The organism is Phyllobacterium zundukense (genome assembly GCF_025452195.1).
Taxonomy (GTDB): Bacteria; Pseudomonadota; Alphaproteobacteria; order Rhizobiales; family Rhizobiaceae; genus Phyllobacterium; species Phyllobacterium zundukense_A.
This window is the reverse complement of record NZ_CP104973.1, coordinates 3,097,719-3,120,899: the sequence shown is the minus strand read 5'-3', so window position 1 is coordinate 3,120,899 and position 23,181 is coordinate 3,097,719. Positions and strand designations below refer to the sequence as shown.

The following is a 23,181-nucleotide window of genomic DNA, read 5'->3' as shown; positions in this document are numbered from 1 at the left end:
AAACCGGCTATGACGGTGTGCGAGTAAGTGCTTATTCCGGGGTCTCGCCCGGGGACAACGAGAAACGAAGGTTCATAAGGCCTATGGCGGCAAGTTCAAAATTTGTTGGTGCAGCGTCAGCGCTCGCCATATCAGCGGCTCTTGTGAGTTCGGGTGCAATCGTAACCACGGTAGCAGGCGTCACGGTAGCAGAGGCAGCAACCGTAAGCCGCATTGAAGTGCGTGGTAATACACGCGTGGATGCCCAGACGGTTCGCGACAATCTGGGGATTACGCCCGGCAAGCCTTTTTCCAATGCGGACATCGATGCGGCAACCAAGCGTCTGTTCGGTACCGGCCTGTTCAGCGATGTGCGCATCAGCCAGTCGGGTGGAACATTGATCGTTCAGGTCAATGAGCATCAGGTTGTCAACCAGGTCATTTTCCAGGGCAACAAGAAGATCAAGGACCCTGCGCTGCAAAATGCTGTGCAGTTGAAGCCGCGCGCCGCTTTCGACCAGGCGACGCTCGATGCCGATGTCGAGGCCGTACGTGCCGCCTACCGCAATGTCGGCCGCAGTGATGCCACGGTCTCCGGCCGGACGATGGATCTGGGCGAAGGGCGCGTCAACGTTGTGTTCGAGATCAATGAAGGCGATCGCACCAAGATTGCCAAGATCAATTTCGTCGGCAATCAGGCCTTTGGCAATCGCCGCCTGAGCGACGTAATCTCGACCAAAAGGTCCACCCCGCTTTCCTGGCTGACACGAAACGACGTTTACAGCGAAGATCGCCTTCGCGCAGACGAGGAAGCACTACGCCGGTTCTACTACAATCGCGGTTACGCGGATTTTCGCGTGATTTCTTCAACCGCTGAACTCGATCCCGCCACCAACGACTACACGATCACCATTACAGTTGAAGAAGGTGAGAAGTACAAGTTTGGCGGCGTTCAGATCGAAAGCTCGGTTGAGGGTGTCGATACCTCGCAGCTGAACGGACTTGTCGAGACCCGCGAAGGGGATACCTACAACGCCAAGGAAGTCGAAGACTCGATCATCAAGGTTTCCGAGAAGGTTGCCGGTCAGGGCTACGCCTTCGCGAAGGTTGAGCCGCGCGGCGATCGTAACTTCGAAAATCACACGATTTCCGTGACCTATGCCATCGATCAGGGGCCACGCGCCTATGTCGAGCGCATTGAAATCCGCGGCAATGAAAAGACCCGCGATTTCGTTATCCGCCGTGAATTCGATGTCAGTGAAGGCGATGCCTTCAACCAGGTTCTGATCCAGCGCGCCAAGCGCCGTCTAGAAGCGTTGCAATTCTTCCAGACGGTCAACATCTCGACGGCGCCCGGTTCCCAGCCCGATCAGGTTGTGCTTGTCGTCGACGTCATCGAGAAATCGACCGGTGAATTCTCCATCGGTGGCGGTTATACGACCGGTGGTGAAAACCCTGGGCCGACGGTTGAAGCTTCTATCACCGAACGCAACTTCCTCGGTCGTGGCCAGTACATCCGTATTGCAGCGGGTGGCGGTCTTGATAACAACCGCTCCTATTCGCTGTCGTTTACCGAGCCATACTTTCTTGGGCAGCGCATTGCAGCCGGCTTCGATATTTTCAAGCGTCAGTCGGGTGTGAACAACAAGTACGAGACGGACTTGACCGGCGGTACCATTCGCTTCGGTCTGCCGATCACCGATGATCTGACGGCCGGCGTTGCCTACAATCTCACCGAAGAAAAGTATGAGATTGATAACGATGCGATGATACCGGGCACCGATATACCCGATCCGACAGAGATTTCTCAGGCATTCATCGATGCAGCAGAGGAAAGCCCATGGATCAAGTCTTCGGTTAGCTGGTCGCTGACATATAATACGATCGACGATACGAAGAACCCGCGTGACGGTATCTATGCGAAGTTCAATCAGGAATATGCGGGTATCGGTGGTGACGCCAACTTCCTGAAGACGACGTTCAAAGGTCAGTATTACAAGACGCTGTCCGACGAGATGGATATTGTCGGCTTGGTGGGTGTTGGTGCGGGTTATATCGCTGGCTTTGGCGACGAAGACCTGCGGGTGTTCGATCTGTTCAAGAACAACAGCGAAATGATCCGCGGTTTCAAATATGCCGGTATCGGTCCACGAGATTTGACGGTGGATGATGACGACGGCAGCTTCCTCGGCGGTACGACCTACTTCAGCGGATCGCTGGAAACACAGTTCCCGATGCCTGTTGTTCCGGAAAGCATAGGCATCCGCGGTGCTTTGTTCGCCGATGCGGCCACCCTGTATGGAAACGACCTTTCAGAAGCTGCGGGCACAACCGAAATGGAATGGCGCGCATCGGTCGGTGCCAGTATCATGTGGGCGTCTCCATTCGGTCCGCTGCGCTTCGACTATGCTGTGCCGGTCAAAAAGGTTGAAGGCGATCAGGTTCAGAATTTCAACTTCGGCATGTCGAGCAAGTTCTGATAGATTGCTGACCTCCCGGGGGGAGCAAGTTTCCCCGGGGGAGAAAGTAGCCGATGGCCGATCCTATCTTTTATGAGCCACTGTTGAACGTGACAATTGGTCAGATCGCAGGTCTGACCAATGGCGTTCTTGTGGATACTTCGTTGGCAGGTCGGCCGGTCACCCGTTTGGCTTCGCTTTCGGATGCAGGACCCGATGCGCTGGTATTTATCGAAAGCAAGAAGCATGCTCTGGATCTCGGTAACCTGAAGGCTGCCGGCATATTGTGCACCGATGAAATCAAGGCAAACGTTCCTAAGAACGTCGCCATCATCGTAACCCGTCATCCGCAGCAGGATTTTGCTGCCATTGGCCGCGCGCTCTATCCCAATGCTGTCAATGCACATTTGTGGAGCGGACAGACCGGTATATCGACCCACGCGATTGTCCATCCGTCCGCAGAGATTGAAACTGATGTTACGATTGAGCCAGGTGCCATCATCGGCAGCAATGTTTCCATCGGTTCCGGCACTGTGATCGCCGCCAATGTCGTCATCGGCAATGGCTGCAAGATTGGTCGCGATTGCTATATCGCTCCGAATTGCTCGGTTCAGTACGCATTTTTGGGTAATCGCGTCCTGCTGCATCCGGGTGTAAGAATTGGCCAGGATGGCTTTGGGTATGTGCCTGGCAGGGCAGGTCTCGACAAGATGCCGCAGCTCGGCCGCGTTATTATTCAGGACAATGTCGAAATCGGTGCCAACACAACGGTCGATCGTGGTGCTCTGGCTGACACGACAATCGGTGAAGGCACGAAAATCGATAATCTCGTGCAAATTGCCCATAATGTGCGTATAGGGCGGCATTGCGTTATTGCTGCGCAATGCGGCATCTCGGGCAGTGTGGTCCTTGGTGACATGACGATGCTCGGCGGAAGCGTCGGGATCAAGGATCACGTCAACATAGGTTCACGCGTCGAGATCGCCGCAGCGAGCGGCGTAATGAACGATATACCGGACGGCGAGAGGTGGGCCGGCGCGCCTGCTCAGCCGTTCAAGCAGTGGTTCCGTGAAATCGCGAGCGTGCGTGCGATGACTCGAACCAAGAAGGAGAGCAGTTCAGATGAGTGACAATGTGAAAGTGGAGAGCCTCGGAGTTGCGGATATCCAGAAACTTCTGGCGAATCTGCCACATCGTTATCCATTTCTGCTGATCGATCGCATCGTCGATATCGACCGTGACGTATCGGCCACCGGCATCAAGAATGTCAGCATCAACGAGCCGCATTTTGCCGGTCATTTTCCCGAGCTGCCGATCATGCCGGGTGTTTTGATCATCGAAGCCATGGCCCAGACTGCCGGCGCGATCGTTCTCTTCCACAATGGCAGCGGCAAGCCGGGCAAGGTCTTCTTCATGACCATCGATAATGCCAAGTTCCGCAAGCCTGTCGTTCCGGGCGACCAACTGAAGCTGCGGGTGACGAAGCTGAAGCAGCGCGGCATCCTCCACAAATACGCTTGTATCGCCGAAGTTGACGGCGTGAAGGTTGCCGAAGCGGAAGTTGCCGCCATGGTCGGCTTTCCCGATGAAGACGAGTCCGGAGTCTGAACCCTTTTATGTCTCGCATTCATCAGACGTCTATTATCGAGCAGGGTGCAAAAATCGGAGACAGGGTATCTGTCGGACCATTTTGTCACATCGGATCTGAAGCCGTCATTGGCGATGACGTCGAACTTATCAGCCACGTCGTCATCATGGGGCCAACGACGCTTGGCGGCGGTTCGAAGGTCTATCCCAATGCTGTGCTTGGCGGTGACCCGCAGAATACCAAACACAAGGGCGGCTATACGACACTCGTCGTCGGCAAGAACTGCGTGATCCGCGAAGGCGTGACCATGCATCGCGGTACGGATGGCAGCCGTGGCATTACCACGATCGGCGATAATTGCATGTTCCTGGCTTATGCGCATGTCGCGCATGACTGCGTGATTGGCGACAATGTCACATTCTCCAACAATGTGATGATCGGCGGGCACGTCACCATCGGCAATAATGTCATTATCGGGGGAGGTGCGGGCATTCATCAGTTCGTACGTGTCGGGCATCATGCCTTCATTGGCGGTCTTGCTGCCTTGGCAAGCGATCTCGTTCCCTACGGTATGGCTATCGGCAACCACGCCTATCTCGGCGGGCTGAATATCATCGGAATGAAACGATCAGGGATGGCGCGTCCGGAAATCCACAAGCTGCGTCATGCCGTCCGCATGCTGTTCGACCGTACGAAATCGATCAAGAGCCGCGCAGATGATGTGCGCGTGGCATTCCCGGATTCGGCCGCCGTAGCCGACCTGGTCGATTTCATCACCGCTGATACCAAGCGCGCCTATTGTACGCCGCCACTCGATTCCGCAATCGAGATCAGTGACAGTGACGACAACAGCTAAAACACCGCCATCGACAGCTTTGCACCCGCCGATAGCGGGACGGACCGCGATTGTCGCCGGCAATGGCCAGCTTCCAGTCGCGGTGGCGACAAGTCTGCGGAAGCTTGGCGGCAATCCTTTGATTGTTGCGATCAAAGGCGAGGCAGAACCTGAGCTCTACGCGGGTGAGCACGCCGAGATTTCCATTGTCGAGCTCGGCGGCCTTGTGAAGATCCTGAGGGCCGAAGGCATATCCAATGTTGTCCTTGCCGGCGGAATTCGTCACAGACCGGAGTTCCGCGCCGCGCTCCGACCGGGAAACGGCAATCTCGTTGCGCTCTATCGTTTCCTGCGGGCGTTCCGGCTGGGCGATGACGGCCTGTTGCGCGCTGTCATCGCGACGATCGAATCCTATGGTTTTCGCGTTCTCGGCGCCCACGAAATCGTTCCCGACATCCTTGCGCCAGCTCCCGGCACGTTGACGCGCAAGCGTGCCGACCAGGAGAGTGTCGCCAATATGAATGCGGCGCGGCAGGCTGCAATTATGATCGGCTCGCTTGATATCGGCCAAGCCGCAATCGCCATCGGCCGGCGAGTCATAGCGCTGGAAGGTGTCGAAGGCACCGATGCCATGCTGCAACGCGTGGCGGAGCTGCGACATGCCAAGCGTATCAATCGCAAGGGTGGCGTTCTGGTCAAATGCGCCAAGCCGCAACAGGAAGTGCGCGCTGACCTGCCGGCTATCGGTGTCAGTACCGTGGAGAATGCTGTCAAGGCGGGACTCAAGGGCATCGCCATCGAGGCGCGACGCACACTGATCCTCGGCTATGGCGAAACTGTTGCCGCTGCCGACAAAGCCGGACTATTCATCGAGACCTTTGAGCAGGAATCCTCCTCATGACCGACCCGACAAGACCCTTGCGCCTTGCCGTTGTCACGGGGGAAGAGTCCGGGGATTTGCTGGGCGCCGATCTGGTTCAAGCGCTGCGCCGGCAATATGCAGGCGAGGTGACGCTCACCGGTGTCGGCGGGGAACATCTTGCCGCACTCGGGCTCGACAGCTTGTTCGATCAGCATGAAATCGCGCTTGTCGGCCTTAGTGCGATTGTTCAAAAGCTGCCGCAGCTTCTGCGCCGGATCTCGCAGCTTTCGACGGCAATCGTCGCAGCGAAGCCAGATTGTCTGGTGATCATCGACAGCCCTGATTTTACCCATCGCGTCGCGCGCAAGGTGAGGGCGGCTGACCCTTCAATCCCTATCATCAATTACATCAGTCCTTCAGTGTGGGCCTGGCGGCCGGAACGTGCCAAGGCAATGCGCGCTTATATCGACCATGTGTTGGCGATCCTGCCGTTTGAGGTACAGGCCCTGAAGGATCTGAATGGCCCGCCTGCGACCTATGTCGGACATAGATTGGTATCACATGCGCCGTTGCTCGAAGCCGCAAAACAAAATCGTGCGCGCGACGCTAGTCTCGGTGATCGGGCAGAGAAGAATCTTGTTGTGCTGCCGGGTTCTCGGCGCTCCGAAATCATCAGTCTTGCGGAACCATTTGGCGAGACCATCGATCTTTTGGCAAACCGTGGCAATCGCATCAACGTCGTTCTGCCAACCCTGCCGAAGGTCGAGCCGCTTGTCTGGCAATTGACTGCAAGCTGGAAAGTACAGCCTCGCATTGTTGTTGGTGAAGCGGAGAGATTGAAGGCCTTTGCCGAGGCCGACGCGGCGCTTGCCGCCTCCGGAACCGTTTCGCTGGAACTGGCGCTGGCGCGTATTCCCACAGTCCTTTCCTACAAGCCGGACTGGCTGGCGCGGACATTTATTGCGCCAAGGATCAAGGTATGGAGTGCGGCGCTTCCAAATATCATCGCAGACGAGCCGGTTGTTCCGGAATATTTCAATATTTTTGTCCGACCCGGCCCTATTGCCCGTCAAATCGAGCAATTGCTGGTTCCAGGTCACCGGCGCGCCGCACAGCTTGAAAGTTTCGACAAGGTTGCGAAGCTGATGCAGACTGAGCGTCCCGCCGGGGAAATTGCCGCAGAAAAAGTGCTGGAATTTGCTACACACAAATGACCAATAAAAAGGCGCCGGATGGGCGCCTTTTTTGACCATATGATGGTGACTATTTGCGATCTTCGACACTTACATAATCGCGTGGCGTTGCACCTGTATAAAGCTGGCGCGGGCGGCCAATCTTCTGATGCGGGTCTTCGATCATTTCTTTCCACTGGGCAATCCAGCCGACGGTGCGCGCAACAGCGAACAGCACCGTAAACATGGTGGTGGGGAAGCCAAGCGCCTTCAATGTGATACCGGAATAAAAGTCGACGTTTGGATAAAGCTTCTTTTCGATGAAATATTCATCGGTTAGCGCAATACGCTCAAGTTCCATGGCAACGTCAAGTAGCGGGTCATCCTTGATGCCGAGTTCGGCGAGCACTTCGCGCGTTGTCTGCTGCATGATTTTCGCGCGCGGATCGTAGTTCTTGTAGACGCGATGACCAAAGCCCATCAGGCGGAACGGATCGTTCTTGTCCTTGGCGCGATTGATGAACTCGGGAATGCGATCCATGGTGCCGATTTCACCGAGCATCTGCAGCGCTGCTTCATTGGCACCGCCATGAGCCGGACCCCAGAGGCAGGCAATGCCCGCTGCAATACAAGCGAATGGGTTAGCGCCCGACGAACCCGCCAGACGAACTGTGGACGTCGATGCATTCTGCTCGTGATCGGCGTGCAGGATGAAAATGCGATCCATTGCGCGTGCAAGAACCGGATTTGGCACGTAGTCCTCACAGGGAACAGCGAAGCACATGTGAAGGAAGTTCGTCGCGAAATCGAGATTGTTCTTCGGGTAAACGAAAGGCTGACCGATATGATATTTATAAGCCATCGCGGCAAGGGTCGGGATTTTCGCGATCATACGGATCGAAGCGACCATGCGCTGATGCGGATCGGAAATGTCCGTCGAGTCGTGATAGAACGCGGACAGGGCGCCGACGCAGCCGACCATGACGGCCATTGGATGCGCATCGCGGCGGAAACCACTGAAGAAGCGCGACATCTGCTCGTGCACCATAGTGTGCCGGGTTACGCGGAAGTCAAAGTCCGCCTTCTGGCTCTTTGTCGGCAATTCGCCGTAGAGCAACAGATAGCAGGCTTCAAGAAAATCGCCGTGTTCGGCCAGCTGTTCGATCGGGTAACCGCGATGCAGCAAGATGCCTTCGTCGCCATCGATATAGGTGATCTGCGACTCGCAAGCAGCGGTGGATGTGAACCCCGGATCATACGTGAAGGCGCCGGTGTTCTTATATAATGTCCCAATGTCCACGACATCCGGTCCAATGGTCCCCTTTTTAATAGGTAAGGAGAATTCGTGACCATTCAGGTCGATGTTGACGCTGTTTTCAGACATTGCCGTTCCTTTCTTGCTTCGACTTGCGCTGATCCAGCGCAAAAGCATCTACCTCGAATGAGGCCACAATCTTATCTTGTCAGGCACGACACCGTACTCGAAAGGCACGATGTTGCAATGCAAAAATGAGCTCAAATTTACGTGCTATTGCCCTTTTGCCTGATCCTCTATGCGGCCAAGGGACTCTTCTCTTCCCAAGACTGCCAATACATCGAAAACACCCGGAGACGTTGCTCTTCCCGTCAAAGCGGCTCGCAAAGGTTGTGCGATTTTACCCAGCTTCAGACCGGTTTTTTCCGCATACGCCCGCACTGCAGCATCCAGCGGTTCAGCGCTCCATTCATCAACCGCGGCAAGGTCCGGAAGTACGCCGAAAAGAATGCTCCGGCCCTCCTCGTTAAGCAAGCCGTACGCTTTTTCATCAAGCGCAAGCGGCCGCTTTGCGAAAAGATATTTTGCGCTATCTGCGAGCTCGACCAATGTCTTCGCACGCTCCTTCAGACCCGGCATCGCGGCGAGCAATTGCTTTTTCGTGTTGTCATCCAATCGCGACAGCATCTCGGCGCCACCCTCGATTTCCGGCAATATATCGATCATGGCCTTGACCAGGTCTGCATCGTCGGAGATGCGCATGTAGTGGCCATTGATTGCCTCGAGCTTCTGGAAATCGAAGCGCGATGCGCCCCGGTTGATATCCGAGATTTCAAACCATTGGATCATCTGTTCATCGGACATGATCTCGTCGTCACCATGGCTCCAGCCGAGACGAACAAGATAGTTGCGTAGCGCTGCCGGCAGGTAGCCCATGGCGCGATAGGCTTCCACTCCAAGCGCTCCATGCCGCTTCGACAATTTTGCGCCATCGGCACCATGAATGAGCGGAGTGTGACCCATGACCGGCACTTCCCAACCCATCGCATCGTAGATCACCGTCTGCCGCGCCGCATTGGTCAAATGATCGTCGCCACGGATGATATGGGTGACGCCCATGTCATGGTCGTCTACTACGACAGCGTGCATGTAGGTCGGATTGCCGTCAGAGCGCAAAATGATGAAATCGTCGAGGTCCTTGTTGGGGAACCTGACGTCGCCCTGAACCTGGTCGCGAACGAGTGTTTCACCCGCCTGAGGCGCCTTGATGCGGATGACCGGCTTAATGCCTTCAAGCGCTTCCTTGGGATCGCGATCCCGCCAGCGGCCGTCATAACGCGGCGGACGGCCTTCCGCACGGGCTTTCTCGCGCATTTCCTCAAGCTCGACCTGTGAAGCATAGCAATAATAGGCCCTACCCCTGCTGACGAGCTCCTCTGCAACTTCGCGATGGCGCGGTGCGCGCTCATATTGCGACACAGCATCGCCATCCCAATCAAGACCCAGCCACTTTAGACCGTCGAGAATGGCAGTTACGGCTGCTTCCGAAGAGCGTTCCCGATCGGTGTCCTCGATGCGCAGTAACATCTTGCCGCCCGTATGCTTGGCATAAAGCCAGTTGAACAGGGCAGTGCGGGCCCCGCCGATATGCAGATAACCGGTCGGAGAGGGTGCGAAACGGGTGACAACAGAAGATGACATAAGTTCTCCAGCAGATGCCCGGCGTATTAGCCGAACGTCCAATCGAATTGATCTGGCGTTCATGTAGCATAGCACCGCTGCTGTGCAAGGGCACTTGCAGAACCGGAAAGCAAATGGAAGGTCCTGCTACCAGAACAAAGACCAGGGAACAGCAGTTTTTTCTCCGTCCCGACAGCGGCGGTGACTATGAAATCGCGACTCAAACGCGGACCAGTGATCTAGTCGTTGAAAAAGAAAGCTGGCCCGCCAAGTTACGTGGACTTGGCAATTCTGCACGAGCTCAACTTCAGGCCCTGCCTCTCACGATTCCCAAAGCATTCAACTGCGAGGTCGATCGCGGTACGCTGTTTCTGTTCTTACCTGTCTTTGCGGGTGTCGGTGCGATTTTCTATTTTAATGCGGCTGTCGAACCGAGGCTCAGTGCCATCCTTTCGGGCATGACTTTTCTCGTCGGTTGTCATGCCTTGGCGCAGGCGCGACCCGTGATGCGGCTTGTTCTTCTATTCGCGATCGCACTTGTGGCCGGCATGCTATTTGGCAAAGTCGAAACGATCCGGGCCGGAACCCGAATGCTCGGCTCGGAAGTCACGGTGCGGATGTCGGGCCGTGTAAAAGCGATGTCGCGAGATGCCAAGGGCGGGTGGCGTCTTACAGTGGATGTGATGTCCACAGTACGACCGGCACTAAAATGCGGTCCAACCGCGTGGTTGTTTCGGCGAGATCAGTGCCCCGCAACCTGAAGGTCGGCGATGGTCTCAAAGGCCTCGTCCACCTGCGACCGCAGTCAGGCCCGATGCGGCCGGGTAATTATGATTTCGCCTTCTATAACTACTACAGGGGTGTCGGCGCGAGTGGATTTGTGCTGGGAAAGCTCGAAACACTGCCTGTGGCTTCGGACACAGGACCAGTTGCTACAATCTTGCTGGCGATTGCAAATATCAGGCAGCAACTCACCCAGCGCATTCTACGCAATATCAGAGGCGAACCGGGTGACATCGCTGCCTCGCTGATCACCGGCCAGCGCGATGGTATCAGCGACGCCACCAACAGCGCTTTCCGCTTGAGCGGACTTTCACATATCCTGTCGATCTCCGGCTTCCACATGGCACTGGTAGCGGCAACGATCATCGGCTCGCTACGCGCGATCATGGCATTTTTCCCCGGTTTTTCGGCGCGGTTTCCCGTGAAGAAACTCTCGGCGGTGATCGCCTTGGTGGGCTCCGCATTCTATTTGCTGCTGTCGGGCTCAGACGTCGCGGCCCAGCGCAGCTTCGTCATGCTCGCTGTGATACTCCTGGCTGTGACTGTTGACCGGGCGGCTATATCGATGCGCAATCTCGCTATTGCGGCGTTGATCACCACGGCGATATCACCGCACGAAATCCTTGGTCCAAGCTTTCAGATGTCGTATTCGGCAACTGCCGCCTTGATTGCATTTTATAGCTGGTGGTCCCGGCGTCAGGGAAGACTTGCCTTCCAGAAAGGTGCGTCCAATCATTTGGTTTTAGCGTTGCCGATCAAGGCCGTGAACCACATAGGCACTATTGCCATGACATCAGTGGTAGCCGGGACCGCGAGCTCAATCTTTGCGGCTTATCATTTCAACAATACGGCGCCATTCGGCCTTATCGGTAACGCTCTCGCGCTGCCGGTCATTTCAGTGTTTGTCATGCCATTTGCCGTGCTCGGTTTGCTGGCCATGCCATTCGATCTGGATTGGCTACCGTTTACAGTCATGGGACGGGGCATCGAGGTCGTCATTGCGCTTGCAAAAATGGTCGCGTCGCGCTCTCCCAGCGGCAATTTAGGCCTTATGCCGCAAGGTACTTTGATCCTGATGAGCATTGGCCTTGTGATGTTGCTGTGCCTATCGACGCGTCTGCGGCTGTGCGGCATACCCTTATTGTTAGGCGCGGCGTTTATGATGATGCGAGCGCAGGAGCCGCAGATCATTGTTTCAGAGGACGGAAAACTGGTCGCACTGCGTACAGATGACAGCAATCTGGCGGTCAATCGAGCATCCGGCAGCGCGTTCACTCTAAACAATTGGCAGCAGGGCTATGGCATAAACGAGGTGGTAAAACCGTCGAAGGCCGGCGCACCTTCTAAAGAAATGCAGTTTGAGTGTGTTGAAAAAGTTTGCACTGCACGCGAGCCGGGAGGGTTGATAATCGCCTATACGGACGAGGCTGGACGGAGGCAAGCTGCGTGCGGCGAGGGAGATATTGTTATCCTGGCGTATTCGACCGGAACCGCGATATGCGAGGATAAGAACATACTCGTACTAACCAAGCGCGATCTCGCGTTGCACGGTACCGCAGAGATTAGCCTGAATTCACACGAACCTGTTCGGCTACCTTCCACAGACCGCGAAAATGGTTCGCAAGCATTCCTCGCCGAGGCAAACTCTTCTCGCGCCCGTCGCCTTCAGTCCGTCATCATCAATTATGCCGTAGGACCACCGGTCCGTCCATGGAACGCTTATCGAATGTATTCGCGTGCCGCGCGCAACATCGAGGATTACAAATCCCGTAAACGTGTCAATGCCGCCCGGAATCAGACGTCGGGCTGCGAAAAGCCCGGCGATTGTTAGTATCGTCTTATAAGACCGACAAGCTTACCCTGAACCTGAACGCGATCCGGGCCGAAAATCCGCGTCTCATAGGCTGGATTTGCCGCTTCGAGGGCAATCGACGCTCCTTTACGGCGGAAGCGCTTGAGCGTTGCCTCTTCGTCATCGACCAGTGCGACAACGATCTCGCCCGGATTGGCAGTATCACCGCGCTTGATCACGACAGTATCCCCATCGAAAATCCCGGCCTCGATCATCGAGATCGCCTTTGACTTCAAGCGCGTAATGTTCGCCGCTCCCTATCATGTCCGGGGGCAGGCCGATCATATGGGTCTGGTTCTGGATAGCGGAAATCGGCACACCAGCGGCAATGCGGCCCATGACCGGGATGCTGACGACCGTCGACGCGCTTATATCGTCGGAGGAACGCGCTTGTGGCCGGGCGGGGGCGACATTTCTGCCAAGGCTTCCCTCGATGACACTCGGCGAGAATTTCCGTTGAGCGTTGAGGCCGGGAGCGATGGAGTCCGGCAGGCGCAAAACTTCCAGCGCTCTTGCACGGTTTGCAAGCCGGCGAATGAAGCCGCGCTCTTCCAGGGCAGTGATCAACCGGTGTATGCCGGATTTCGAGGCCAGATCCAATGCATCCTTCATCTCGTCGAACGAAGGCGGGATGCCTGTCTCCTTCAAACGCTCGTGGATGAAGAGCAGAAGTTCATGTTGTTTACGCGTGAGCATCGGCGATCCTTTGCGTGGAATCGGAAAAAACAAAACCAGAACAAACACTATCTGTTCCAGTTGTGTTCCACAAGGATTAATATGTGGTGTATGGAAGCCGAGAAACGCGGGTCAGCTGTTACTTAGCCGGAATAACCGGCGGGCCACTCGATTGGCGCAGAATCAGTTCAACCGGCCAAACTTCGTGGATGGTTTCTGGTGGCTCGCCATCGAGCAAGCGGACAAGCATTTCTGCAATCCGCGTACCTGCCGCTCTTATCGAAGAACGTGTCGTCGTCATCGCCGGAACCATGTTGCTGGCATTGAGATAGGGAAAGACGTCATCATGGGCGATGATCGAAACTTCCTTGCCAAGCTGGTAGCCCTTGGCGCGGATCGCCCGGGAGACGCCCAATGCGGTCATCATCGATCCTGCGAGAATGGCGGTTGGATGAGGCTGCAAGGACAGGAAACGCTGGGTTTCGCGAAAACCGATCTCGTCGGAAAAACAGTCGTGCACGATAAAATGCGGGTCGATCGAAATACCGCGTTCCGTTAGCGCATCACGATAACCCTCCTCGCGATGCTCCGAGAAGGTGAATCCCTTAAGGCCATCGATCATGGCAATATGCTTGTGGCCAAGATCGAGAAGATGTGACGTTGCCTGATAGAAGGCACCCTTATTGTCGATATCCAGCCAGGCGTGCGGCGCGTCTATGTTTGTCCGCCCATGAAGCACAAACGGAAATTGGGCTTCCGTAAGCACAGCAACGCGCTCATCGACAAGGGAAGGATGTGAGACAATCATCGCGTCGACGCGCTTGCTGGAGATCAGACGTCTATAGGCGGAAATCTCGTCATTGTTGATCAGAGGGGTGATCAGAAAATCGATTTCGTCACGCGAGAGGCGCTCCGCCAGGCCTGACAAGAACTCGCTGGTATGCGGGCCGAAACGTTCGCTGCTGTGGATCGGCACGACAATTCCAATCGCGCCGACACGCCCCATCGCCAGGCGGCGCGCATTGGCGTTGGCGCTATAACCAAACTTGAGAGCCGCCTTGTTGACCCGCTCCCGTGTCGCCTCGTTGACCTCCGGATAGCCATTGAGCGCGCGGCTGACCGTCGTTTGCGAGAGCCCAAGTTGTTCGGCCAGTTCCTTGAGTTTCATATCAGACGATCCAAGCGTGCAAATTTCATTTAATCAGAGGGGCATGCACATACCTTATCATAGCGCAATTTCGAAGCGCTTTGAAAGTAATTTCAACCCAAGATGGATACAGGTAGAAATAGACAGGCTTCATTCTCTGGATTTTTGCGGACATCTCATATTCCAACTTGACAGTAAGACCTGCCTTTGTCACCCTTTGTCCAAAGCGCTTTGGATTGATATTTTGCATCAATGCTTCAAAGTGTTCGAGGAGGAGTTTTCATAAATTGGAACGGCGCACCACCAGTACGCGTTGTTCCACTTGGATTTACGGGAGGAAATCATGAGAGCGAAATCAATTTTTGTCAGCCTTTTGGCTACCACGCTTATCTGCTCGGGCGCGTTCGCCGCCGACCTGTCGATCGCCTCGGGTGATACCGGCAACGGGCGCGAGTTCCTGCGCAAGCAGCTCGACCGTTTCGAAAAGGAAACGGGTAATAAAGTCAAAATTGTCGCGATGCCCGCAAACAGCTCCGATCAGTTTGGCCAGTACAGGCTGTGGCTTGCTGCAGGGAATACGGACATCGATGTCTACCGCACGGATGTGATCTGGGCGCCGCAATTGGCCGACCAGTTTCTTGATCTGACAGAGGCCATGAAGGATGTCGTCGATCAACACTTTCCATCAATGATCCAAAGCCAGACGGTTGATGGCAAACTCGTTGCCATGCCGATGTATACAGATGCGCCCGCCTTCTACTACCGCAAGGATCTGCTGGAGAAATACAAGAAGCCGGTTCCCAAAACCTGGGATGAGATGGCTGCGACTGCCAAGGAAATCCAGGAGGGCGAGCGCAAGGCTGGCAACAAGGCCATGTATGGCTATGTTTTCCAGGGTAACGCCTATGAGGGCCTGACTTGCAACGCGCTCGAATGGATCAAATCTTCGGGAGGCGGCCAGATCATAGAGTCCGACGGCACGATCTCGATCAACAATCCCGAAGCGGTTACTGCAGTAGACCGGGCAAAGGGGTGGATCGATACGATCGCGCCAAAAGGCGTCCTGGCCTATACGGAAGAGGAGAGCCGCGGCGTCTGGCAGACGGGGAATGCCGTCTTCATGCGCAACTGGCCTTATGCCTACGCGCTGGGTAATGGCCCCGACAGCGCGATCAAAGGCAAATTCGACGTGACGACCCTCCCGAGCTCGAAAGAGGGGCAAAGTTCCGCAGCGACATTGGGCGGCTGGAATCTCGCGATCTCGAAATATACAAAATCACCCGAGGAAGCGATCAAACTGGTCAGATTCCTTGCTGCGCCTGAACAACAGAAGGAACGGGCGATCGAAATCGCCAATTTGCCTACGCTGAAGGCTCTCTATGACGATAAGGATATCGCCGCGGCTCAACCGGTAATCACGAACTGGAAGCCGGTATTCGAGACGTCCGTGCCTCGTCCATCCGCACCCACGAAGGTCAAATACAATGAAGTGTCGTCCCTGTTCTGGAGCGCGGTTCACGATACGTTGTCCGGTAACGGAACTGCTGCCGATAATCTTGAGCTTCTGGAAGCCAAGCTGACGGAACTTCAGGGAGGTAGCTGGTAGCCTGCCAGTCAACGGCATGGTGCGAAGGATTTACGTCATTCGCACAGATAGGCTGATCGACCCTGAATGCAATCATCACGGGCGGAAATTTGATGACAGCGTCTCCCACTGTGCGTTCGGAACTCTTGCGTCAGCGCTCGCGCTCCGCGCGATTGTTTCTTCTTCCCATGATTTTGGCTTTGGCGGTTGTTGCAGGCTGGCCGCTGATCCGTACGATTTATTTTTCCTTTACTGATGCCTCGCTGACCAACATCGATGCGGCCAAGTGGGTGGGTTTCAAGAATTATCTTTCGTGGATACAGCTCAAAAGCGGGCGGACGATTTATTCCGGACTGCTGGTCGATCCGGCCTGGTGGAACGCTGTGTGGAACACGGTTCGCTTCAGCGTTATCTCGGTGTCACTCGAGGCCATTTTTGGAATGATCATAGCGCTCGTCCTTAATGCCGAATTCAAGGGCAGGGGCCTTGTGCGTGCGGCAATACTGATCCCTTGGGCGATCCCGACCATCGTGTCGGCGCGCATGTGGGGATGGATGCTGAATGATCAGTTCGGCATCCTCAACGACCTCTTTATGCGCGTGGGGCTGATCGACCATCCGATTGCCTGGACCGCAAGTTCCGATACCGCAATGATCGCCGTGCTGATCGTCGATGTGTGGAAAACGACACCGTTCATGGCGCTTTTGATCCTTGCGGGCCTGCAGATGATCCCCGGCGATATTTATGAAGCGGCGCGTATTGATGGTGCTCATCCCGTCAAACAATTCTTTCGGATCACGTTGCCGCTGGTGAAGCCAGCGCTCATGGTGGCGATCATTTTCCGGCTGCTCGACGCCATGCGGATCTTCGACCTGATCTATGTGCTGACGCCAAACAGTGCCCAGACCAAGACCATGTCGGTTCTGGCGCGCGAAAATCTGATCGACTTCGATAAATTCGCCTACGGCTCGGCCCAGTCGACGCTGTTATTTCTGGTTATAGCGCTCATGACTATTCTGGCGATCTGGATCGGCCGTGTGAAGCTGGACGGAGGAGAGCGCTGATGCCGATGTCCATCATCAAGAACACAGCGTTCTATGCGCTTGTCGCTGTGATCGTTGTTTGCGCAGTTTTCCCGTTTTACTACGCGATCATCACAAGTTTTAGAACCGGTAGTGCGATTTTCACGATCGAATATTGGCCGACTTCATTCTCCGTAGCGAATTATGTGAACGTTATCGCTTCGGGAAGTTTTGCCCGCAACCTGTTGAATTCCATCATTGTATCGGCATGCGTCGTGACCCTCTCCCTGCTGATGGCGGTGACGGCGGCTTTTGCTTTGTCCAGGGTTCGATTTCGCGGGCGCTCATTGTTACTCTTGACGATTCTGTCAGTTTCCATGTTCCCGCAGATAGCCGTTCTCGCAGGTCTGTTCGAAATCATCCGGCTTCTGGGTCTCTATAACACACTCGGCGGGCTGATCTTTTCCTACATGATCTTCACGCTGCCATTCACCGTATGGGTACTGACGACGTTCATGCGTGACCTGCCGGTCGAGATCGAAGAGGCCGCGATCATCGACGGCGCTACGCCCTGGGTGATCATAACAAGGGTGTTTCTGCCTCTAATGTGGCCTGCACTGGTAACGACGGGGTTGCTTGCCTTCATAGCGGCCTGGAACGAGTTCCTTTTTGCGTTGACCTTCACATCCTCGACGGAAACCCGCACGGTGCCGGTCACCATCGCCCTCTTTACCGGCTCAAGTGCGCACGAGGTACCGTGGGGGATCGTCATGGCAGCCTCGGTGATCGTCACGGTGCCGTTGGTCGTCCTCGTCCTCATCTTTCAACGCAAGATTATTTCCGGCCTCACGGCTGGCGGTGTCAAAGGCTAAGGAGTGCTTCAAATGACCACTATTCGAATGCAAGATCTCCGAAAATCCTTTGGTACATATGATGTCATCAAGGGTGTGGACCTCGAAATCGAGCCCGGCGAGTTCATGGTTTTTGTAGGCCCGTCGGGTTGCGGAAAATCGACGCTGCTGCGGCTTATCGCCGGGCTTGAGGAGATCACCGCAGGGACGCTCGCTTTCGATGAGACGATCGTCAACAGCCTAACGCCTTCCCAGCGCGGCATCGCCATGGTGTTTCAATCCTATGCGCTGTATCCGCATATGACCGTCTATGACAACATGGCGTTCGGCCTGAAGCTGGCCAAGGGCAGCGCGGACGATGTCAAACGGCGGGTGCACAAGGCAGCGGAAATGCTGCAGATTGCGGACTATCTCGACCGGCTCCCCAAGCAGCTTTCCGGCGGCCAGCGCCAGCGGGTTGCCATCGGCCGGGCAATTGTTCGCGATCCGAAGGTCTTTCTCTTCGATGAACCGCTGTCCAACCTCGATGCCGCGCTACGTGTCGCGACCCGTCTTGAAATAGCCAAGCTCCACGCCAAGATGCATGATACGACGATGATCTATGTAACGCACGATCAGGTGGAAGCGATGACGCTGGCAGACCGGATTTGTGTTCTGCGGGATGGCAATGTCGAGCAAGTTGGCACGCCATTGGAGCTTTATGAAAAGCCGCAATCGATCTTTGTTGCCGGTTTCATAGGCTCACCCAAGATGAATTTCCTCACGGAGGAATTCGCGGATGCCTACAAGACCGACATTTTGGGGGTGCGGCCGGAGCATCTGGAAATCAAGGACAAGGACGGTCTCTGGAAAGGCAAGCTTCTTTTGGCGGAAAATCTAGGATCCGAGAGCTTCCTCTATATCGATATCGGCGCCAAGGAACCCTTGGTGGTACGGCAGGACGGCTCGGCACACCAACAGCCGGGGGAACTGCTTTGCGTTGCGCCCGTTAACAACAACATCCACCGTTTTGACCAATCCGGCCGCCCGGCGGCAAATTGACGAAATCTCCGCATCAATGACGAGGAAAGACCAATGGCAATTCGTACGCTTATCTGGGGCGAGAACGTCCATGAACAGATCAATAAAACAGTTGCCGAGATTTATCCGGAAGGCATGCACAATCAGATCGCCAAGCTTTTGAAGGGTGATACCAACCTCAGCATCAAAACCACGACCTTGCAGGAGCCGGAGCATGGCCTGACGGACAAGGTACTGGAAGAGACCGACGTCCTTGTCTGGTGGGGACACCGCGCTCATGGCGACGTTGCCGACGAGGTAGTCGAGCGTGTAGCCCAGCGGGTCTGGGAAGGGATGGGACTGATAGTTCTGCATTCGGGGCATTTTTCGAAGATTTTCAAGAAATTGATGGGTTCACCCTGCGCTTTGAACTGGCGCGAGGCGGGAGAGCGGGAACGTCTCTGGGTTGTTAACCCCGGTCATCCAATCGCCAGGGGATTGCCAGCATTTTTCGAGCTGGAAAACGAGGAAATGTACGGCGAACCATTCTCTGTGCCGGAACCATTGGAAACTGTATTCGTGTCGTGGTTCCAGGGCGGCGAAGTCTTTCGTTCTGGGCTTACCTATCGCAAGGGCGCAGGCAATGTTTTCTACTTCCGTCCAGGACATGAGACCTATCCGACTTATCATGACGAAACTGTCGGGCTCGTACTGCGCAATGCGGTGAACTGGGCCTATAATCCGCTGCGTTTTCCGGATATTACTGCAGCGCCGAATGTACCGGTCGAGAAAGCTTTGGAGCCCATCACGGCACGCGGCGGAAGTTTGCACGAGCCCGGCGAGGAAGGCTTTCGTTGATGCGTCTACTAATCCTGGGGACTGGCCACATGGCGAGCGCCCATGCCAGAAATTTTATCGATATCGAGGGCGTCTTGTTTGCCGGTGCGGTTGACGTCGACAAGGGTCGGGCGGAAGCGTTTCGTGACAAATATTCGTTCGAACGGGCGTTCACTTCACTTGAGGACGCGCTTGCCTGGGGCGAATTCGATGCCGTCGCCAACGTAACCCCCGATAGCGCGCATCATCCCACGACAATGAAATGTCTTGCTGCCGGCAAGCATGTCTTTTGCGAGAAGCCTCTTGCAACGAACTATCACGATGCCGTGGAGATGGCCGAAACTGCCGAAAAGGCCAATCTGGTCGGCATGGTCAATCTTACCTATCGCAACGTTGCACAGTTACAAACCGCCCGACGGCTGGTGACGAGCGGCCAGATCGGCAAGGTCAGACATGTCGAGGCGTCCTACCTGCAAAGCTGGCTCGTATCAAAAGTCTGGGGCGATTGGCGCACAGAAAGCCAATGGCTGTGGCGTCTGTCGAAACAGCATGGATCCAACGGTACCCTCGGTGATGTGGGCGTCCACATTCTCGATTTTGTCGTCCACGCCACGGACACGGAAATCGACGAGGTTTTTTGCCGTCTCAAAGCTTTCGACAAGGCGGATGGCAATCGGATCGGCGAATATCAACTCGACGCGAACGACAGTTTTACCATGACGGTGAGCTTCACCAATGGAGCGCTTGGCGTGATACATTCAAGTCGCTGGGCCACTGGACACGTGAATGAGCTGCGTTTGCGTGTTTATGGCGACAAGGGTTCATTTGAAATCCAGCATCGTCACGACGGATCCAAACTGTTCGTTTGCCTTGGCGACGATATCGAGACGGCGACCTGGAAGGAAATCGAAGTCGAGCCGGTACCGACCAATTACCAACGCTTTGTCGAAGCCGTGGGACAGGGGCGGACGCTCGAACCATCATTCCGTCACGCGGCCAAATTGCAGAAGGCAATCGACCTTGCCACCGTCACCGAAGTCGACCGCAAGGAACACCGTCTCGAAGGATCAGCGTAGTAGCATCAGCGTAGCATCATCACACTGCATGTCGATCCCGCCTTGATCGCGGGTGCATGCGGTTCACGGACAATCAGGCCGTTGGCATCCGCCAGAAACTTCAGCATGGACGAATCCTGCATAACAAACGGCGTCGCAATCAGTTGTCCGCTGTCGTCTTTGGTGATGCGCGCGCGAACATAATCCTGACGCTGGTCATTGGTGCCCATATCGGTCCCAAGAACTGCCGAACGAAGATCAGGCGTATGGGGCAAGTCGAGCATGGCGTGTATCAACGGGATCAGAAATATATGCGCGCAAATCAGGCTCGATACCGGATTGCCGGGCAGGCCAAGGATTTTCATGTTCTGCAGGCGGCCAAACATCAACGGCTTGCCTGGTCGCAGCGCAATTTTCCAGAAATCGAGTTCCATGCCCTTGGCAGCGAGTGCCGGTTGAACGAGGTCATGATCTCCGACCGAAGCACCGCCAAGCGTGACCAGAATATCTGCTTTGGCCGCGACAGCCTGATCGAGCGCATCGCTCAAGGCTTCAAGCCGGTCCTCGGCTACACCTAGATCGATCGGCACCCCGCCAGCCTGGCGCACGATCTCCGCCAGTCCATAACTGTTTGAGGCAATGATCTGGTCCGGCCGGTAATTCTCACCCGGGGTAACCAATTCGTCGCCGGTCGCGAGAATAGCCACGCGAGGCAGCCGAACCACTTCAAGCGTCGGATGATTGGCTGCGGCGGCGAGGGCAAGCGCGGCCGGATCAAGAACGCGTCCAGCCTGAAGCAGCCGATCGCCTTCGTCGAAGTCCAGACCGGCTTTACGGATATTCCTGCCGAATGTGACGGTTTCTGTGATCTCGACCTGGCGATCTCCCGCAACTGTGTTTTCCTGGATCACGACACTGTCCGCACCCTCGGGAACCGGAGCTCCAGTGAAGATGCGAACCGCTTCGCCAGCTTTCATAGTGCCAGAAAACGCATGCCCTGCTGCCGATTGTCCGATAAGTTTCAACGTGACCGGAACTGCGGCCACGTCGGCGGCTTGAACCGCGTATCCGTCCATGGCGGAGGCCGCAAAAGGGGGCTGCTGCCGTTTGGCATGAACATCAGTAGCGAGAACACGACCACCGGCAGCGGCAAGCGGGACAAGCTCTGCTTCAAGTTTCTCTGCGCTGGCGAGAATACGCCTCAGTGCCTCGTCGACCGGAAGAAGTCCTGCCATATTATCCCTCGTGCGCCGCTGACCATGCTCCGGACTTGCCACCGGTCTTCCGCAGAAGGCGGATATCCTGGATGACCATCGCCTTGTCTGCAGCCTTGGCCATGTCGTAAATCGTCAGGCATGCAACAGAAACGGCGGTCAGCGCCTCCATCTCGACGCCGGTCTTGCCAGTCAATTTGACTGTTGCGACGACGTGTAGGCCCGGCAAGGTGTCATCGGCCTCTATATCGATGGATATCTTGCTCAAGAGCAGCGGATGACAAAGCGGGATCAGATCATGGGTCTTTTTCGCCGCCATGATCCCGGCGATCCGCGCCGTTCCAATCACGTCGCCCTTGGCAGCATTGCCGGATTTGATAAGCGCCAGTGTTTCCGAGCGCATTCTCACCGAGCCTTCAGCGACGGCCACCCGTTCCGTATCAGCCTTGGCGCCGACATCGACCATATGGGCGGCGCCCGTCTCGTCGAGATGCGTAAGCTTGGGTGCTGTCATGCCGCGTCTGTCTGCTTGTCTGCGGTGCCCTGCAATAGTGCTCTCGTGGCCGCCGCCACGTCATCCTGGCGCATGAGGCTTTCGCCGACGAGAAATGTGCCGATGCTGGATTTTGCCAGCCGCTGGCAGTCGGCATGCGTGAAGACACCGCTCTCGCTGACCAGAAACTTGCTCGAGGGCACCAATTTCGCTAGGCGTTCCGATACTGCCAGGTCCACGTTGAACGTGCGCAGGTCACGATTATTAATGCCGAGCAAAGGCGAATTCAATTTCAGCGCGCGCTCGAGTTCCGCCTCATCGTGCACTTCGACAAGCACATCCATATCGAGCGCAACGGCCGTTTCTTCCAGAGCACGGGCTACGTCGTCGGTGACGCTTGCCATAATGATGAGAATGCAATCAGCACCCCAGCTGCGCGCTTCATAGACCTGATAGATGTCGAACAGGAAATCCTTGCGCAGAGCGGGTAGCCTGGTCGCCGCACGGGCGGCTTGCAGGAACTCCGGAGCGCCCTGAAATGACGGCGCGTCGGTCAGTACAGAGAGGCACGCGGCTCCTCCCTCCTCATAGGCTTTCGCCAATGCTGGCGGATCGAAATCCGGACGGATCAGGCCTTTCGAAGGGCTGGCCTTCTTGATCTCGGCGATCAGTGCGAACTGTCCGGCGGCGCGTTTCTTCTCCAGGGCAGCGAGAAAACCGCGCGGCGAGTCCTGGCCTTTTATCTGTACCTTCAGCTCATCCAGCGTGACGTTTGTCTTGGCAACAGCGATCTCCTCGCGCTTATAGGCCTCGATCTTGCGAAGAATATCAACCATGG

The 23,181-nt window shown here is 55.8% G+C and carries 20 protein-coding genes and 1 pseudogene; 14 read left to right on the top strand and 7 right to left on the bottom strand.

What is annotated here, in order from left to right:
- The first annotated feature begins 83 nt into the window (after positions 1-83).
- Genes bamA through lpxB form a run of 6 tightly spaced genes read left to right on the top strand, consistent with a single transcriptional unit; the run spans position 84 to position 6,937 of the window.
- Complete coding sequence (gene bamA / locus N8E88_RS27625) at positions 84-2,459, top strand: outer membrane protein assembly factor BamA (protein ID WP_262293364.1); 2,376 nt, start codon at positions 84-86, stop codon at positions 2,457-2,459.
- 53 nt (positions 2,460-2,512) lie between these two features.
- Entirely contained in the window at positions 2,513-3,568 is a 1,056-nt protein-coding gene (gene lpxD, locus N8E88_RS27620; protein WP_262293363.1) for a UDP-3-O-(3-hydroxymyristoyl)glucosamine N-acyltransferase, read from the top strand.
- Positions 3,561-4,046 (top strand): 3-hydroxyacyl-ACP dehydratase FabZ, encoded by a 486-nt coding sequence (gene fabZ, locus N8E88_RS27615; protein WP_262293362.1) that lies wholly within the window; start codon positions 3,561-3,563, stop codon positions 4,044-4,046. Before lpxD ends, fabZ begins: the two co-directional genes overlap by 8 nt.
- Positions 4,047-4,054: 8 nt before the next feature.
- Positions 4,055-4,882, top strand: a complete 828-nt coding sequence (gene lpxA / locus N8E88_RS27610) for an acyl-ACP--UDP-N-acetylglucosamine O-acyltransferase (RefSeq protein ID WP_262293361.1) — start codon at positions 4,055-4,057, stop codon at positions 4,880-4,882.
- The gene (locus tag N8E88_RS27605; protein WP_262293360.1) at positions 4,866-5,762 is read left to right on the top strand and encodes an LpxI family protein; all 897 of its coding nucleotides are present in this window, start codon (positions 4,866-4,868) and stop codon (positions 5,760-5,762) included. Before lpxA ends, N8E88_RS27605 begins: the two co-directional genes overlap by 17 nt.
- A complete protein-coding gene (gene lpxB, locus N8E88_RS27600; RefSeq protein WP_262293359.1) occupies positions 5,759-6,937 on the top strand; it encodes a lipid-A-disaccharide synthase in 1,179 nt (392 codons plus the stop codon). Before N8E88_RS27605 ends, lpxB begins: the two co-directional genes overlap by 4 nt.
- A gap of 49 nt (positions 6,938-6,986) precedes the next feature.
- Here the strand turns inward: lpxB and gltA are convergent, their stop codons facing one another.
- Together gltA and gltX are read right to left on the bottom strand one after the other, a co-directional pair.
- Complete coding sequence (gene gltA / locus N8E88_RS27595; RefSeq protein WP_112529278.1) at positions 6,987-8,279, bottom strand: citrate synthase; 1,293 nt, start codon at positions 8,277-8,279, stop codon at positions 6,987-6,989.
- A 144-nt stretch (positions 8,280-8,423) separates the two neighbouring features.
- Entirely contained in the window at positions 8,424-9,851 is a 1,428-nt protein-coding gene (gene gltX / locus N8E88_RS27590; RefSeq protein ID WP_262293358.1) for a glutamate--tRNA ligase, read from the bottom strand.
- Between the two features lie 113 nt (positions 9,852-9,964).
- On the opposite strand from gltX, the gene N8E88_RS27585 reads away from it, so the two are divergent.
- A complete protein-coding gene (locus N8E88_RS27585) occupies positions 9,965-10,591 on the top strand; it encodes a hypothetical protein (protein ID WP_262293357.1) in 627 nt (208 codons plus the stop codon).
- The gene (locus tag N8E88_RS27580; protein WP_262293356.1) at positions 10,576-12,444 is read left to right on the top strand and encodes a ComEC/Rec2 family competence protein; all 1,869 of its coding nucleotides are present in this window, start codon (positions 10,576-10,578) and stop codon (positions 12,442-12,444) included. The genes N8E88_RS27585 and N8E88_RS27580 overlap by 16 nt, the downstream gene beginning before the upstream one ends.
- Here N8E88_RS27580 and lexA read toward each other — a convergent pair.
- Both lexA and N8E88_RS27570 read right to left on the bottom strand, forming a co-directional pair.
- Positions 12,441-13,161 (bottom strand): annotated as a pseudogene (gene lexA / locus N8E88_RS27575) (transcriptional repressor LexA). The gene N8E88_RS27580 and the pseudogene lexA overlap by 4 nt on opposite strands.
- Positions 13,162-13,279: 118 nt before the next feature.
- Positions 13,280-14,308 carry a substrate-binding domain-containing protein gene (locus N8E88_RS27570; RefSeq protein WP_262293355.1) on the bottom strand — a complete coding sequence of 343 codons (1,029 nt, stop codon included), beginning with the start codon at positions 14,306-14,308 and terminating at the stop codon, positions 13,280-13,282.
- Positions 14,309-14,630: 322 nt separating this feature from the next.
- Between N8E88_RS27570 and N8E88_RS27565 the strand changes: the two genes are divergently transcribed.
- The 6 genes from N8E88_RS27565 to N8E88_RS27540 all read left to right on the top strand — a co-directional run bounded on the left by N8E88_RS27565 (position 14,631) and on the right by N8E88_RS27540 (position 20,657).
- Complete coding sequence (locus N8E88_RS27565; protein WP_262293354.1) at positions 14,631-15,893, top strand: ABC transporter substrate-binding protein; 1,263 nt, start codon at positions 14,631-14,633, stop codon at positions 15,891-15,893.
- Positions 15,894-15,985: 92 nt separating this feature from the next.
- Positions 15,986-16,936 carry a carbohydrate ABC transporter permease gene (locus N8E88_RS27560; protein WP_262293353.1) on the top strand — a complete coding sequence of 317 codons (951 nt, stop codon included), beginning with the start codon at positions 15,986-15,988 and terminating at the stop codon, positions 16,934-16,936.
- The gene (locus N8E88_RS27555; RefSeq protein ID WP_262293352.1) at positions 16,936-17,766 is read left to right on the top strand and encodes a carbohydrate ABC transporter permease; all 831 of its coding nucleotides are present in this window, start codon (positions 16,936-16,938) and stop codon (positions 17,764-17,766) included. The genes N8E88_RS27560 and N8E88_RS27555 overlap by 1 nt, the downstream gene beginning before the upstream one ends.
- A 12-nt stretch (positions 17,767-17,778) precedes the next feature.
- Positions 17,779-18,786 (top strand): ABC transporter ATP-binding protein, encoded by a 1,008-nt coding sequence (locus N8E88_RS27550; protein ID WP_262293351.1) that lies wholly within the window; start codon positions 17,779-17,781, stop codon positions 18,784-18,786.
- 33 nt (positions 18,787-18,819) lie between these two features.
- Positions 18,820-19,602 carry a ThuA domain-containing protein gene (locus N8E88_RS27545; RefSeq protein ID WP_262293350.1) on the top strand — a complete coding sequence of 261 codons (783 nt, stop codon included), beginning with the start codon at positions 18,820-18,822 and terminating at the stop codon, positions 19,600-19,602.
- On the top strand, positions 19,602-20,657 hold the full coding sequence (locus N8E88_RS27540) for a Gfo/Idh/MocA family protein (RefSeq protein ID WP_262293349.1): 1,056 nt from the start codon (positions 19,602-19,604) through the stop codon (positions 20,655-20,657). Before N8E88_RS27545 ends, N8E88_RS27540 begins: the two co-directional genes overlap by 1 nt.
- A 5-nt stretch (positions 20,658-20,662) precedes the next feature.
- Here the strand turns inward: N8E88_RS27540 and glp are convergent, their stop codons facing one another.
- Genes glp through trpC form a run of 3 tightly spaced genes read right to left on the bottom strand, consistent with a single transcriptional unit; the run spans position 20,663 to position 23,179 of the window.
- A complete protein-coding gene (gene glp / locus N8E88_RS27535; protein WP_262293348.1) occupies positions 20,663-21,871 on the bottom strand; it encodes a molybdopterin molybdotransferase MoeA in 1,209 nt (402 codons plus the stop codon).
- 1 nt (position 21,872) lies between these two features.
- A complete protein-coding gene (gene moaC, locus N8E88_RS27530; RefSeq protein WP_262293347.1) occupies positions 21,873-22,364 on the bottom strand; it encodes a cyclic pyranopterin monophosphate synthase MoaC in 492 nt (163 codons plus the stop codon).
- Positions 22,361-23,179: an indole-3-glycerol phosphate synthase TrpC gene (gene trpC, locus N8E88_RS27525; RefSeq protein ID WP_262293346.1), complete on the bottom strand. Its 819-nt coding sequence runs from the start codon at positions 23,177-23,179 to the stop codon at positions 22,361-22,363. Before trpC ends, moaC begins: the two co-directional genes overlap by 4 nt.
- Positions 23,180-23,181: the final 2 nt, after the last annotated feature.